At 64.9% G+C, this 14,230-nt stretch carries 14 protein-coding genes; all 14 read right to left on the minus strand.

All coding sequences use genetic code 11. The features are described 5' to 3' along the window. Positions 1–4: 4 nt before the first annotated feature. The 14 genes from AB0M74_RS01670 to AB0M74_RS01735 all read right to left on the minus strand — a co-directional run bounded on the left by AB0M74_RS01670 (position 5) and on the right by AB0M74_RS01735 (position 14,176). Positions 5–766 carry a DUF6390 family protein gene (locus AB0M74_RS01670; protein ID WP_364900425.1) on the minus strand — a complete coding sequence of 254 codons (762 nt, stop codon included), beginning with the start codon at positions 764–766 and terminating at the stop codon, positions 5–7. Continuing rightward, entirely contained in the window at positions 766–1,833 is a 1,068-nt protein-coding gene (locus tag AB0M74_RS01675; protein WP_364900427.1) for a HoxN/HupN/NixA family nickel/cobalt transporter, read from the minus strand. Before AB0M74_RS01675 ends, AB0M74_RS01670 begins: the two co-directional genes overlap by 1 nt. Positions 1,834–1,928: 95 nt before the next feature. Then, the gene (gene hypE, locus AB0M74_RS01680) at positions 1,929–3,014 is read right to left on the minus strand and encodes a hydrogenase expression/formation protein HypE (protein WP_364900429.1); all 1,086 of its coding nucleotides are present in this window, start codon (positions 3,012–3,014) and stop codon (positions 1,929–1,931) included. Then, positions 3,007–4,119 (minus strand): hydrogenase formation protein HypD, encoded by a 1,113-nt coding sequence (hypD, locus tag AB0M74_RS01685; RefSeq protein ID WP_364900430.1) that lies wholly within the window; start codon positions 4,117–4,119, stop codon positions 3,007–3,009. Before hypD ends, hypE begins: the two co-directional genes overlap by 8 nt. Continuing rightward, positions 4,116–4,457, minus strand: coding sequence for a HypC/HybG/HupF family hydrogenase formation chaperone (locus AB0M74_RS01690; protein ID WP_364900432.1), 342 nt, complete (start codon positions 4,455–4,457; stop codon positions 4,116–4,118). Before AB0M74_RS01690 ends, hypD begins: the two co-directional genes overlap by 4 nt. Before the next feature lie 18 nt (positions 4,458–4,475). Then, the gene (hypF, locus tag AB0M74_RS01695) at positions 4,476–6,806 is read right to left on the minus strand and encodes a carbamoyltransferase HypF (protein WP_364900434.1); all 2,331 of its coding nucleotides are present in this window, start codon (positions 6,804–6,806) and stop codon (positions 4,476–4,478) included. Then, positions 6,803–7,045: a HypC/HybG/HupF family hydrogenase formation chaperone gene (locus AB0M74_RS01700; protein WP_364900436.1), complete on the minus strand. Its 243-nt coding sequence runs from the start codon at positions 7,043–7,045 to the stop codon at positions 6,803–6,805. The genes hypF and AB0M74_RS01700 overlap by 4 nt, the downstream gene beginning before the upstream one ends. 3 nt (positions 7,046–7,048) lie before the next feature. Continuing rightward, entirely contained in the window at positions 7,049–7,513 is a 465-nt protein-coding gene (locus AB0M74_RS01705; protein ID WP_364901900.1) for a hydrogenase maturation protease, read from the minus strand. Positions 7,514–7,657: 144 nt separating this feature from the next. Continuing rightward, positions 7,658–9,070, minus strand: a complete 1,413-nt coding sequence (locus AB0M74_RS01710; RefSeq protein WP_364900438.1) for a hypothetical protein — start codon at positions 9,068–9,070, stop codon at positions 7,658–7,660. Beyond that, positions 9,067–9,717: a DUF6084 family protein gene (locus AB0M74_RS01715; protein WP_364900440.1), complete on the minus strand. Its 651-nt coding sequence runs from the start codon at positions 9,715–9,717 to the stop codon at positions 9,067–9,069. Before AB0M74_RS01715 ends, AB0M74_RS01710 begins: the two co-directional genes overlap by 4 nt. Further along, a complete protein-coding gene (locus tag AB0M74_RS01720) occupies positions 9,714–10,349 on the minus strand; it encodes a DUF5947 family protein (RefSeq protein WP_364900442.1) in 636 nt (211 codons plus the stop codon). The genes AB0M74_RS01715 and AB0M74_RS01720 overlap by 4 nt, the downstream gene beginning before the upstream one ends. Beyond that, complete coding sequence (locus AB0M74_RS01725) at positions 10,346–11,191, minus strand: NifU family protein (protein WP_364901901.1); 846 nt, start codon at positions 11,189–11,191, stop codon at positions 10,346–10,348. The genes AB0M74_RS01720 and AB0M74_RS01725 overlap by 4 nt, the downstream gene beginning before the upstream one ends. Positions 11,192–11,312: 121 nt before the next feature. After that, positions 11,313–13,109: a nickel-dependent hydrogenase large subunit gene (locus AB0M74_RS01730; protein ID WP_364900444.1), complete on the minus strand. Its 1,797-nt coding sequence runs from the start codon at positions 13,107–13,109 to the stop codon at positions 11,313–11,315. 11 nt (positions 13,110–13,120) lie between these two features. After that, complete coding sequence (locus tag AB0M74_RS01735) at positions 13,121–14,176, minus strand: hydrogenase expression protein HypE (protein ID WP_364900446.1); 1,056 nt, start codon at positions 14,174–14,176, stop codon at positions 13,121–13,123. Between the last annotated feature and the right edge of the window lie 54 nt (positions 14,177–14,230).

A 14,230-nucleotide genomic window follows, 5' to 3' on the forward strand; every position in this document is an offset into this window, starting at 1 on the left:
TGATTCAGTAGTTTTCCAGCGCTTGTGCCCGCCGAGCGGACTCGGCGAGCCGAAGGTTGGTTACCTCCAGCTGACGGACGGTACTGGCCGCCAAGTCTCGAACCTGCTCCGGCGCGAGGCGACCACACAGGCGACCCCAGTGCACGCCGACCTCGTCGCCGACCTCGACGTCCGGCACCGCGCTGTATCCATCGGACCAGATGTCCGCGCGGTGTATCGACGGCGTGGACAGCTCGAGCGTCTGCCCGTTCCACACCAGTGTCCGACAGCGCAATGCGACGCCGGTTCGGTCACGGGAAACGACTGTTCCCCAGATGATCCGGCAATTGTCGAGGACGCTCACCGGATGCTCATCCATCCCCCTGCCCAATAGTCGCGACCACGGGTACACACCGAACACGTGGAAACAGTGGTTGGCTGCGGCTTCCTCGGCCAGCTCCGAGGTGAGGTGCGCCCAGTAGGCTCCTGCCACCGGACCGATCACCGAAAGCAGCTCGGTCATGAAGGCCCCCGCGTCGAGTTGAGCGCCGATTCCGCCACCGTGCCAATAGGATTCGACGAGGCGATGGTCCAGCGGATCATCGATCCCGGTCAGCCGGGACATCACCTGCAGGTAGGGCCACACGCCGGAGAAGCGGGTGGCGGCCGCCCGAATCTCGGCACCGGAGCCGCCACGCAATGCCGCCGCCTCCGCAGGACCGCAGAAGCCGAGCCGGTTGGGCGCGTAGGTGTACCGCGCGAACATGTCCGTACCACGTGCGTCCATCACCCCTGCGGCTCCCCTGCCAGATCGGACTGCCAGCGATGCTCGACATCACCGATGCGCCACACCGCGAGGGCCGCGATCCAGGTGAACGCGAACAGTCCGACGATGATGAAGCCCATCGCACCCAGATCGAGGTTCCCGACCCAGGCCAGCGGCCCTGTGGTGACATCGAGCTTCTCGGCGAAGATCGAAATCACTTCCTGCACACCGATCAGCAGGGCGACCGCCACCGACAGTCCCGTCACGACGATGTTGTAGTAGATCTTGCGGATCGGCCTGGCGAACGCCCAGCCGTAGGCAAAGTTCATGAAGGTCCCGTCCAAGGCGTCGAACAGCGACATGCCCGCCGAAAAAAGGACGGGCAGAACCAGGATCGAGTACCACGGCAGAGCGGTCGCCGCGGCGCCGCCCGCGATCACCAGCAGACTCACCTCGGTGACCGTGTCGAAGCCGAGGCCGAAGAGCATCCCGACCGGGTACATCTGCCACGGTGTGCGCACCGCACGCGTCATCGGTGCGAAGAGCCGGTTCAGTGCGCCCCTGGATTCCAGTTGCGCTTCGAGCTGCGTCTCGTCGTAGCTGCCCCGACGCATCGTTCGGAAAACGCGCCAGATCCCGATCAGCGATACTGAATTCAGGAGCCCGATCAGGATCAGGAAGGTGCCCGAGACACCGGTGCCGAACACGCCGGTCCACTGTTGCAGGGCGGAGTTCTCGTTCTGGATATTGGCCGCGAGCGCTGTGACACCCAGCGCGAGCAGCGCAACGAGAACGAACACGATCGTGGAATGCCCTAGCGAGAACCAGAATCCCACCGACAGCGGCTGCCGCTTGTCAGCCACCAGCTTCCGCGTGGTGTTGTCGATCGCGGCGATGTGGTCGGCGTCGACGGCGTGCCGCATGCCGAGGGTGTAGGCGGTGACGCCCAGCCCGACACCGAATACGGTGCCCTCCACCACATAGTTGTTCGGGACGACAAGGAAGCACAATGTGGCCCAGCCGACGATATGCAGGGTGAGGACGGTGGCGACCATTCCGACGATGCCGACCCGTTGGCGAGGTTCCATTCCGGTCCACACAGGCCGCAACGCCTTCGGATAGTTGGTGATCGATACGATGGCGTGGACCTCGCTATCTCTTCAGCGGCGGATCACCGCCCCTCTCAACAAATCCGCGGTAGCTGCTCTCCGGCTGGCAGCGCGACCACCCTGGTGCCCCCCAAGGCGGTGCGCGCGACCACCATGCCCGGATGCTCCGCGACGCACACCCCGATCGCTTCCGCCCGCGCACCGAGCGGATGATCGCGCATCGCGGCCAGCACTCGATCCGCGTCCTGCGGTGGGACGAAGGCGATCAGCTTCCCCTCGTTGGCGACGTACATCGGGTCCAAGCCGAGCAGACCACACGCATCGCGCACCTCGGCGGGCACGGGAAGATTCCTTTCGTCCAGTGAGACACCGACTTTCGCGACACCCGCGATCTCGTTGAGTGTCGCCGCCACACCGCCGCGGGTGGGGTCGCGCAGGACGTGCACATCCGCGCCGGTCGCGAGCATCGCCGCGACCAAGCCATTGAGTGGCGCGGTGTCACTGACCACAGTGGTCCCGAATTCGAGCCCTTCGCGACAGCTCATCACCGCGACCCCGTGCACTCCGATATCACCGCTGACGAGCACGACATCGCCCGGCACCGCGCGCTGCGGCCGGATATCGACACCCTCATCGACGATGCCGATCCCTGCGGTATTGATGAAGATGCCGTCGCCGTGCCCGGCATCGACCACCTTGGTGTCACCGGTGACGAGCGTGACCCCGGCCGCGAGCGCCGCAGTACCCAACGCCTTGGCGATGTGCGCGATATCGGCGAGCGCGGTGCCCTCCTCGAGGATGAACGCGGTCGAGAGCACCATCGGCCGCGCACCAGCCATCGCCAGGTCGTTGACGGTGCCGTTGACCGCGAGGTCGCCGATCGAACCGCCGGGAAACACCAGCGGCTTCACCACGAACGAGTCCGTCGAGAAGGCCAGCCGGGCGCCGCCGAGTGTGATCACCGCGGAGTCGCCCATGCCCGCTTCGGCGGCAGACCCGAACGCGGGCAGGAAGAGATGCTCGATCAACTCGCCCGACATCGCGCCGCCGCCGCCGTGCCCCATCACAATGTTCGGTGAGTCTCGTAGGGGCATCGGGCACACCCAGTTCTCCATGTCGATCGTCGGAGCCGGGGCGGACATTCCGATCTGGTCAGGCATGAGCCACCTCCGCGGGTTGATCGAGGCGCCGATAGAGGTAGTAGGCCGCGCAGGCGCCCTCCGACGACACCATGGTGGCACCCAACGGGTTTCGTGGTGTGCACTCCTTGCCGAACGCGGCACACTCGTGCGGTTTGATGAGGCCCTGCAGCACCTCGCCGGAGCGGCAGATCGACGATTCCGCGGTATGCAGGTCGCCCACCGAGAACCGCTGCTCGGCGTCGTAATCGCGGTAACGCTCCGAGAGCCGCCACCCACTCTTCGGTATCACCCCGATGCCACGCCAGGCACGGTCGGTGACATCGAAGACATCCCGCAGCATCGCTTTCGCGGCGGCATTGCCCTCGGCCATCACTGCACGGGGATACGCGTTCTCCAACTCGTGTCGGCCTTCTTCGAGCTGAATCACAGTGCGGCGGATGCCCTCCAGGATGTCGAGCGGCTCGAAGCCGGTGACTACCATCGGCACCCGATATTTCTCGGCGAGCGGCGGATATTCCTCGGTGCCCATCACGCTGCACACGTGCCCGGCCGCGAGGAACCCCTGCACTCGGCAGCTCGGCGACTCCATGATCGCGGCGATCGCGGGTGGCACCAGCACGTGTGAGACGAGCAGCGAGAAGTTCTCTATGCCCAGGCGCTTCGCTTGATAGACGGTCATGGCGTTGGCAGGTGCGGTCGTCTCGAACCCGATTCCGAAGAACACCACCTGGCGATCCGGGTTCTCCCTGGCGATATTGAGCGCGTCCAGCGGTGAATAGACCACTCGGACGTCGCCGCCCTCGCTCTTGACGTGGAAGAGGTCCTTCTTGCTACCTGGCACACGCAGCATGTCACCGAACGAACAGAAGATCACACCGGGTCGCGCGGCGATATCCAGTGCCTTGTCGATCACTTCGAGCGGAGTCACGCAGACCGGACAGCCCGGTCCGTGGATCATCTCGATCTGATCGGGAAGCAGCTGGTCGATGCCGTGCCGGATGATCGAATGGGTCTGTCCGCCACAGACTTCCATTATGGCCCAGCGCTGCGTGGTGGCCCCGCGGATCTTGTCGAGCAGCTTCTTGGCCAGCTCCGGATTGCTGAACTCGTCGAGATACTTCATGGCGCCACCTCTGTGTCGTGTTGCGGCTCTGTTGGTTCGGCCTCTTCGGCCGTGGGGTCGGCGAGACCGGCTTGTCTGGCGGCCAACGCGAAACCGTCGCCGAATTCCTCGTTCAGCACGCCGAGGTGCTCGAATTCGGCCAAGGTCCGCAGCGCGGACTCCTCGTCGAGACGCTGGATGGCGAAGCCCACGTGGACGACCACGTAGTCACCGACAGCCGCGTCCGGGATGTATTGCAGGCACACATCTTTGTGCACGCCGCCGAAGTCGACGACGGACATCAGCGTGCCGTCGCGTTCCTCGAGGCTGAGCACCTTTCCTGGGACTGCCAGGCACATCGTCGGCTCTCCTTTCGCTCAGCCCGCGCCCGCGGCGAGTATCTGCCCGAACGCGAGACCGCCATCGTTCGGCGGCAGCCGACGATGACACAGGACGTGGAATCCGTTTTCCCGCAGCAATGTTCGCGACTGCGACAACAACAAGGCGTTCTGGAAGACCCCGCCCGACAGGGCGACGGTCGTCGATTCGCTCGCGTAGGCGAGCGCCAGTTCGAGGACAAGGCGCGCGACGGCCCGGTGAAATCGCGCGCCGATCACAGCAGGTGCGACGCCGCGCGTGGAGTCGGCGACCACGGCGGCGATTATCGGCGCCGCGTCGATGACGACGGGTTCGATGTCGTGATCGAGCTCGAACCGATAGGCGTGCGGGTCGATAGCGTCGTCGGAAGCGACGTCACGTGACAGGCCTTCCAGCTCGATCGCGGCCTGCGCTTCATAATCAGCGACGTGGCGTACGCCGGCCAACGACGACACGGCGTCGAACAGCCGCCCCATGCTCGAGGTCGGCACACAGCCGAGGCCGGTCTCGAATTGATGAGACAACACACCTCTTTCGTTCACCGGACACACCGCGACCGACGCGATGGACGGCGACCACTCGATGCCCGCCGCCCGCAGATGTGCCAGCGCCATCCGGTACGGCCGCTGCACACTCGCATCGCCACCCGCCAGCGGCACGTATTTCAGGTGCGCGAGTCGCCGGAAGCCTTTGTAGCCGGCCAGCAGCACCTCACCACCCCAGACCGCCCCATCGGGACCGAACCCCGTCCCGTCGAAGGCGAGACCGACGACCGTCGCCGATTCGCTGAGCCCGTGCTCGCCCATGACCGCAGCGATGTGGGCATGGTGGTGCTGGACCGTCCGGATGGGCCGGTCACCCGCGTGCTGCCGCGCCCACGCGGTGGACCGGTAGAGCGGATGCGCGTCGACCGCCAGCTGCGCCGGCCGGACACCGGTGAGGTCCTCCAGATGCTGTTCGGCAGCGTCGAACGCGCGCAGGGTCGCCAGGTCGTCCATATCCCCGATGTGCTGGCTGAGCCACGCGTAGCGGCCATCGGCCACCGCACAGGTGTTCTTGAGGTCGCCGCCCACCGCCACGGTGGGCGGCACGGGCACCGGTAGTGCCAATGGCATCGGCGCATAGCCACGCGAGCGCCGGATCGGAAGTTCGATCCCGTCGACCAGCCGCACCACCGAGTCGTCGCACGGCACAAGGATGCGACGGTTGTGCGCGAGCCAGCCGTCGGCGAGATCGGCGAGCCGCTCGCGCGCATCGGCGTCGTCGTAGCAGATCGGCTCGCCGCCGAGGTTGCCCGAGGTCATCACCAGCACCCGCGGGACGGGTGGATCGCCGGGCAGACCGAACAGCAGCACGTGCAGCGGAGTGTAGGCGAGCATGACTCCGAGATCAGGGTTGCGCGGCGCGACGGATTCGGCGAGCGCGCGATCGCCGCGAGCCAACAGCACGATCGGTCGTTGCGGACAGGTCAGCAGGGCGGCGCCGGTCTCGTCGACATCGGCGATCGAGCGCGCCGCGGCCAGATCCGCGACCATGACGGCGAAGGGCTTGTCGCCGCGGCGCTTTCTCCTGCGCAACTCGGCAACAGCGGCCTCGTTTCCGGCATCGCAGGCGAGGTGATAGCCGCCGATGCCCTTCACCGCGAGAATCCCACCTGCGCGCAGCAATTCTTTTGCGGCCGTCAAAGGATCGCCGGGGTGGCAGCGCACATCATCCGAGATAATCTGTGGCACACCTACATTCGTGGCACTGTCGACAAATTCGAGCGTCGGTCCGCAGTCCGGGCACGCGATCGGCTGGGCGTGGAAGCGCCGGTCGACCGGGTCTGCGTATTCGCGAGCGCAGTGCTCGCACATCGCGAAATCGGCCATCGAGGTCTGTCCGCGGTCATAGGGCAGACCGGCGATGATGGTGAACCGTGGACCGCAGTTGGTGCAGTTGATGAAGGGATGGCGGTAGCGGCGGTTCTGTGGATCACATAGTTCGCGAGCGCAGTCCGCGCACATCGCGACATCGGGCGAAGCCAAGGTTCGTCCACCGTCACGGGTGGTGTCCGCAATGTGGAATCCGGTGCCACCGCATACCGTGACAGCGACCTCGTGCACCGATTCCACTACGGCGAGCGGCGGAGGGCTATGTCGAACTCGGCGTGCGAACTCGTCCAGATCCGCGGGGGCACCTTCGACTTCGACTATCACACCGGAACTGTTGTTCGACACGCTGCCGGACAACGCCAATTCGGCCGCTGTGGTGTAGACGAACGGACGGAATCCGACGCCCTGCACCACACCGCGGATGATCAAGCGCCGCCGTGCTCGCGCGCCGGTCACGGCTCGCCACCGTTGCCCAGCAGGCGAAGTCCGTCCAGCGCCCGCGCCGCGCCTGCCTCGTCGGTCTTCTCGATCGCGAAGCCCATGTGAATGATCACCCAGTCACCGGGTTGCGCCGGATCATCCTCGAGGAGGCCCACATTCACCTTCCGCTTCTCGCCGGAGACATCCACCAGCGCGATCTGGTTGTGGTAGCCGTCGAGAATCTCGACGACCCGACCCGGGATACCGAGACACATCGTTCACACCTCCTGTCGTGCGCTCAGCAGGTCCGCGACGACTCGATCGACGGCGTCCACCGCCGCGTCCACCGCCGCGCCGACCGGCCCGGACAAGCCGATCCCTTCGGCAACGGACTCGATCTGGCAGCCGACGACGACCGTCGACGGCACTGTCCCGCCGAGCGCTCGCACACCCGCGAACACGGCGTCCGGATTCATGGCGTGGGCGTCGAGTTGCGCAGCGCTCGTCGGATCGGGCTCCGCGTGAAAGACCACGAGCGCACCCGGAGTTCCGCGATTCGGCACGGCGTCGATCAGCACCAGTGCCTCCCACCGGTCGAGCAGGTCGTAGGCGAGATGCATGCCACGGATTCCGTAGTCGACCACGCGCACGTCACTCTCGGGGTGCGGCGGCAACCGCCGCACCACCTCCGGTCCGAATCCGTCGTCGCCGAGGAAGATGTTGCCGATCCCGGCGACCAATATCTTGGCCGTCTGCTCGCTCCTTTCCCGGTGCGCTTGCCGTCGGCTACATGTGCCGAATCTTGAAATAGCGCCTGAGATCCGGTATAGACCGGACACCGAGATAGAGACCGCCCGCTACTATCAGCGCGACCACTCCTGTCGCGATCAATCCCACCGTTTCCATGGCGGACCTTCCTTTCCGTTCTCGGGGCTGCTGAGTGGTTCGATTTCCTCCGGTGCGAAATACAGATAGCGGCCGTACCATTCGTGCAGGTCGGCGGCTGGGTCGTCCGCGATGACAACCCCGACATGGGCCTGACCGTCGACGTCTTCGTGCACCGAGGTGACCCGCGCGAGCTTGCCGGCGAAGAACAGATCCTGGGCGTCCGCGCGCCGTGTCGGATGCAGCCGGACCAGGCTGCCTCGGCTCACGCGAACACCCCGAATCGAGACCGCATCCGATTCCGGCGCAACGGCGTTGTCCGCCAACGGATCCCACCAGTCGACGCCCTCGGGGATTTCTGGCACCAGCCGCGGTGGTGTCGAGCCTGATTCGCTGAAGTCCGGTGGACCAGGATCCGGTCGCCCCAGGTGTGGGTCGCGCAGCACGCCGTGCAACAGCTGCATCGCCTCCGGGGTCATGCCGTCACAACGATCGATGATTTGGGCTGCGCGCGCATCGGTGGCGCGGGCCTGCGCCTTCTCTTCATTGGTCATCGTCATCACGCGCAAGGTGAGGATCTCGTCGATCTCGGTGGAATCGAACAGCGGTCCCTCGCTCTGCTCGGCGATCTCGGGGTGGTCGTAGAGAATGATCGGGGAAATCAACAGCAAGCTGTCGTCATCGGGCGGTCCCGCCAGCACCGGAAAGCAGCGGTGCTGGTGGCAGCGTGCGACAGCGTCGATCGAATCCGCAGGCGGCTCGAGCAGCGAAATGAACTGTGCGCCATCGACTTCGGCGATGACGTGCGCGCCGATCAGTGAGCGCGCGATGGCATCGTCCTTGTCGGTCGCGGACGGGCCGATATTCCGGACCTCGACCGTGAGGCGCAGGTAACCCCCGTCGGGCTGCACCGACATCGCCAGCCCGCCTTTCACCGGAAGCCGAGTCCGTACCAATCGGCCCGCCGCCCGGCCCTCGGCGTCGACGATTTCCTCCACATCGAAGCCGCCGGGTACCTGCACCGGCTGTGTCATGTCGGTGGCCGGAAGTGGACCGAAGGTCAGCTCACGCTCGACGGCTTCGTCCCACGTGATCCACGACCGCGTTCCGACGACGAGTTCGTCGACCGAGTGACCGTCGGCATCCACCGCGAGGCGACGCTGCAACTGCAGAAAACGGACGGTCAGCGTGATAGACGCCGCGGCGCCCGCGGCGAGCAGACATTGCGCCGACAGGCTCGACTCCTCGCCGACGCCCGCCTGCGCCGCGCCCTCAGGCCCCAGCACACCGAACTGCCAACGGGATTGGTTCTTGCGGGAATTCGCCCGGTAGGGGTAGAGCAGATAGCCCTCGTAGAGCACAGCGTCGGCGACCGCACGGGCCCGCGCTGCGCCGGGAGATATGGCGGCGCTCATGGGATCTCCTCGGCCGAGGAAGCCAGCAGGTGTGTGACCGCATCATCGAAGCCGAGCATGCCGTGGCCGGACTTATACGCGGCGAGCCCGTCGAGAGTATCCCTGCTCAACCGCACCCAGCCGGAGTTCGGAAAATGCGCGGCCACCAGGTCCTGCCAGACCGAAACCGGCATATCGAACTTGTCCTCGCGGTCCCACGGAATCTGCTGGACGGCGAACCCGGTCTGCCCCTTGAAGAAAACGGTGCCGCTGAACAGGAAGATCAAGGGCACGGTGCCACCGCGCAGCGCGTGCAGATACTTGGAGCCGGTCACCTCGAAGTCGTAGGTGCACGGCATCGGCAGGTCTACTTCGGTGCCGCCATTGAATCCGGGAATCATAGTGGCGCAATGCATCCAGAGAAACGAACGCTGTGTGTCCTGCCACCGCTCACGCGGACCGAACAGGTCGGCCAGACCTGCGCTCTCCTCGTCGGTATAGGTACGACGGTACGGCTCGATGCGCACCTGCGCTCGCAGCGCGATCGCATGCACCGGGTCTTCGCCGAGCGCGGCGATACCGACCCGCGCGGACAGGATCGGCGCCACCGCATAGGGCTCCGGCTTGATCCCGAGGACGGCGAAGGTGGTCGAGTAGACGGGGCTCATCGCACACCACCCGGCCGTGCACGGGCGGAGATCTCGGTGAAGAATTCGTCCATGTAGCGGCGAACATCCTGACCGCCATCGAAACCACGCCACAGCATCCGCATCCGGCCGACGAATTCGTAGCACGCATCGATCGGCAGCAGCAGACACACGGCGTCAGTGGTGCCGCGCTCGGGCACACGAATCAGCAATGCCTCGACATCGGCGGCGAGCACATCGAGTTCCGGATGTCGCGCCAGCACCGATCGCCACTGCTCCAGTGGCAGTTCCGATTCCGTCGCTCCCGCCGGACCCGGATAGAACGCGACGGTCTTGTCGAGCGCGGAATTGCGGAAGAAGAACGCCAGGCCCACCGGGATCTCGAGCGCGTCCCACTCACCTTGACTGATGGTGAAGTCGGGGAAGAACAGATAGCGGTCGGGCACCGCCCGGTACCGCAGAGCGGCGTTCTCAGCTGTGAACAGCAGGTAGCAGCCTCGGCAGACACACATCAATTGTCTGCCTTCGATATCCACCACGTGCTGATGGATATCGGCGATCGGCTCGGCACACATTTCACACCGCTCGCCCGCACGCACCGCCGGCCTCCGGTCGGCGGTGATGCGTTGCAGGACATGGAATGGTGTCGTCACCCGTGCACCCCCACCGGCACCGCCACCGACAACTCACCGGAGCGCACCAGCACGGGCAGCGGATCGAGGTGCCCTTCACCGTCGACTCGGGCACCGGCGTGCACGACATCGAAATGGGCAAGGCAGGTCGGGCACCGCAGCACCGCGTCGCCGACCGGGAACCCGACCCGGCGCTGTAATGCCGCGCCCGCCAGCGATTTCTCGCACGCCGGACAACGGTCCCGGTAGGCGTACAGGCCGTCACCGACCCGGCAGGCCAAGATCGGCAGCCCACCGACAGCGAACCCACCGACCTCGCCCGGCTGCAACTGGGCAAGCTCTGGCACGGCGACCCAACTTCCCGACGGCGATTCGTCCGCGTGCACCCGGGCGAACAACGAGTCGGCCGAGATCAGGCCGGACGCCGACTTCTGTTGTGCAGCAACCACTTCGATGCGTTCGATCTCCGGCGCGGCCGCACGCACCGCGTCCTCCACGGCCAGCTCGAGCGTTACCGACGACGACGGGCAGGTGCGGCAGCTGCCCGCGAATTCGAGCCGCACCACCCCGTCGGCGACATCGAGCAACTCCACATCCCCGCCGTGCGACCCGAGGTAAGGCCGCACACTGTCCAACGCGGTCAGCACTCGCGTGTGCAGGTCGTGCGGATGCAGGCCGTGCACGAGAAGCAGGCTGGCGACCAAGTCGTCACGCGCCAGCCGATCGACGGCGGGGCCGTCGATCAGCTGCAATACGCGTGCCAACGCGGCGCCGTACAGATCCGCGACCTCACGCACCAATTGCTCGGCGCGTTCGCGCGCTACCGCGCCGCCGACGGTGCTGGCTTCGAGCAGAGCCTCGATGCGCTCGCCAGCGTCTCGCCAGCGACCCGCTTCCGCCTGCTCTGGTTCGTCCGCCGCAGCGACGTGCTGTTGCCCCGGGCGATCGTCCACTGTCGTCTCCTGTCGTGTCGCCCGGTTCAGCTCACTCAGCGGTGAGCGTTTGTGTCGGGGAGTGCAGCTTCTCCAGCGTCTTTCCGTTGCCGAGATACATGTGCACGCCGCATGGCAGGCACGGATCGAAGCTGCGTACGGTACGCATGATGTCGATCCCCTTGAAGTGCTCCCGATCGTTCTCCTCGAAGATCGGTTGCCCCTGCACGGCGTCCTCATAGGGGCCGGGCGTGCCGAAGCTGTCGCGGGGGTTGGCATTCCACGGTGTCGGCGGATACGGGTGGTAGTTCGCGATCTTGCCGTCCCGAATGACCATGTGGTGCGACAGCACGCCACGCACGGCCTCGGTGAAGCCACAGCCGATGCCCTCGTCGGGCACCTCGAACTTCTCCCAGGTCTTGGTGCGGCCCGCGCGAATCTCCGCCAAAGCCTTCTCGGCGAAGTGCAGAGCGCTCGCCGCCGCGTAGGCCTGGAAGTAGGTGCGGGCGCGGTTGCGTTCGATAGTGTTGCTGCCGTGGGCGGGGATCTTCCATTCGAAGGTCACCGGGCCTTTGAGCGCGGTCTTCGGCAGGTCGATCTGCACACTGTGCCCCGTCGACTTCACATACCCGTTGTCGACAAGGCCGGCCAGCGCCGTCGCCCACAGTCGGGCCAGCGGTCCGCCGCCGGTGTCGAGTGCGAGATGGTCGGTGCCGTCGAACCAACGAGGTGACATCACCCAGCTGTACTTGTCGTCCATGTCGCGCTTCTGCGGCTTGGGATTGGTGTGCTGGTTCCACGGGTGGCGACGATCGATCGGATTACCGAGAGGGTCGGTTGTCACGAACATCTCCTGGTCGGTCCAGTCCTCGTAATACGAACTACCCAGGAGGATTCGGATGCCCAGATTGATGTCGACCAGGGAAGTGGTGATCAGCTTTCCGTCTACCACGATGCCCGGGCTGACGAACATCTTGCGGCCCCACGCCTCCATATCCTTGTAATCGAAGTTGCACACCTCGGGATCCTGGAACGAACCCCAGCACCCGAGCAGCGTGCGGCGTAGGCCCACTTGGTCGTAGCCGGGCAGTGCTTCGTAGAAGAAGTCGAACAGATCATCGTGCATCGGCACGACCTTCTTCATGAACTCGACGTAGCGCATCAGCCGAGACATGTAGTCGGTCATCAGCTGAATCGTCGCGACTGTGCCGACACCGCCGGGATACAGCGTCGAGGGATGCACATGCCTGCCCTCCATCAGGCAGAACATCTCACGGGTGTAGCGGCTGACCTGCAGTGCCTCGCGATAGAACTCGCCGGTGAACGGGTTGAGGGCCCGCATGATGTCGGCAATGGTCCGATAGCCGTGTTCGCCGGAATGCGGTGACAGTGTTTTCTCCGCCATCGCCAGCACGCCGGGATTGGTTTCGGCGACCATCTTTTCGCAGAAGTCCACGCCGACCAGGTTTTCCTGAAAGATGTTGTGATCGAACATATACTCGGCGGCCTCGCCCAGATTGACGATCCACTCTCCCAGGTTCGGCGGCTTCACACCGTAGGCCATGTTCTGGCAATAGCAGGAGCAGGTGGCATGATTATCGCCGCAGATTCCGCAGATGCGGCTGGTAATGAAGTGCGCGTCACGAGGATCCTTGCCGCGCATGAAGATCGAGTATCCACGGAAGATAGAGGAGGTGCTGTGGCACTCGACCACCTCACGATTCTCGAAATCTATTTTGGTGTAGATGCCTAGGCTGCCGACGATTCGGGTGATCGGATCCCACGCCATTTCGACGAGACTGTCGGGATCGATCTTTCGGTGTGACGGCTCCGGGATGATCTGTGTCATCGAAGATTCTCCTACCAGGTGCGCGACGCGCCGGATTCCAGCTTCTGGCCCTTGTGCCGCCAGCGTGGTTCTTTATCGAGTGTGTTGCCGGTGATGTGACGCAAGCTGCGGATCACCGACCCGTAGAGGCCCGATGCCTTGGAGGAGAGCTTTCCGCCCGGTGGCTCGTCCATGAACGGCATGAATTTGTCGGGGAAGCCGGGCATAGTGCAGCCGATGCAGATACCACCCACATTCGGACAGCCGCCGACGCCGTTGATCCAACCGCGTTTGGGCACATTGCATTTGACGACCGGGCCCCAACATCCCAGTTTCACAATGCATTTCGGCGAACCGTACTCCGTAGCAAAGTCTCCCTGCTCGTAGTAGCCCGCCCGGTCACAGCCCTCGTGCACGGTAGCGCCGAACAGCCATTTCGGCCGCAACGCTTCGTCGAGCGGGATCATCGGCGCTTGGCCGGTTGCCATGTAGAGCAGGTACGTCAGTGTCTCCGACAGGTTGTCCGGCTGGATCGGGCAACCGGGAACGCAGACGATCGGGATATCCGCCTTGCTCTTCCAGTTCCAGCCCAGATAGTCCGGCACGCCCATGGCACCCGTCGGGTTGCCTGCCATCGCATGGATGCCGCCGTAGGTAGCACAGGTACCGACCGCGACAACAGCGGTCGCTTTGGGTGCGAGGCGGTCGATCCATTCACTGGTCGTCATCGGCTGACCAGTAGCCGGATTGTTACCAAATCCGCACCAATAGCCTTCCTCGTGCAATTGCTCGTTCGGAATCGACCCTTCCACGACCAGCACGAACGGTTCCAATTCTCCGCGATCCGCTTTGAAGAACCATTCGAGGAAGTCGTCGGCACCGCCTGTCGGACCGCATTCGAAATCGATGAGCGGCCAATGAACCGCGATCTTCGGCAAGCCGGGGAGGGCCCCCAGTGCAATTTCTTCGATACTCGGCTGAGTGGCTGCAGTCAGCGCCACCGAGTCACCGTCACAACCTAGGCCGGCATTGATCCACAAGACATGGATCAACGCTTCTTCGGCTCGGACTGCTTCCTGAGTTGGCACAACCGCCACCTTCCGAAGTCCGGACACCGGGTGACGGTCTCGCCCATTTTGAAG

This window comes from Nocardia sp. NPDC051463, from assembly GCF_040681975.1.
Classification (GTDB): Bacteria; Actinomycetota; Actinomycetes; order Mycobacteriales; family Mycobacteriaceae; genus Nocardia.

What these genes read in the sequence shown, in the direction of transcription:
- AB0M74_RS01670 (WP_364900425.1), bottom strand. Translation starts at nt 766, where the DNA reads ATGGACGCACGTGGTACGGACATGTTCGCGCGGTACACCTACGCGCCC.
- AB0M74_RS01675 (WP_364900427.1), bottom strand. Translation starts at nt 1,833, where the DNA reads ATGGAACCTCGCCAACGGGTCGGCATCGTCGGAATGGTCGCCACCGTC.
- hypE (WP_364900429.1), bottom strand. Translation starts at nt 3,014, where the DNA reads ATGCCTGACCAGATCGGAATGTCCGCCCCGGCTCCGACGATCGACATG.
- hypD (WP_364900430.1), bottom strand. Translation starts at nt 4,119, where the DNA reads ATGAAGTATCTCGACGAGTTCAGCAATCCGGAGCTGGCCAAGAAGCTG.
- AB0M74_RS01690 (WP_364900432.1), bottom strand. Translation starts at nt 4,457, where the DNA reads ATGTGCCTGGCAGTCCCAGGAAAGGTGCTCAGCCTCGAGGAACGCGAC.
- AB0M74_RS01700 (WP_364900436.1), bottom strand. Translation starts at nt 7,045, where the DNA reads ATGTGTCTCGGTATCCCGGGTCGGGTCGTCGAGATTCTCGACGGCTAC.
- AB0M74_RS01710 (WP_364900438.1), bottom strand. Translation starts at nt 9,070, where the DNA reads ATGAGCGCCGCCATATCTCCCGGCGCAGCGCGGGCCCGTGCGGTCGCC.
- AB0M74_RS01715 (WP_364900440.1), bottom strand. Translation starts at nt 9,717, where the DNA reads ATGAGCCCCGTCTACTCGACCACCTTCGCCGTCCTCGGGATCAAGCCG.
- AB0M74_RS01730 (WP_364900444.1), bottom strand. Translation starts at nt 13,109, where the DNA reads ATGACACAGATCATCCCGGAGCCGTCACACCGAAAGATCGATCCCGAC.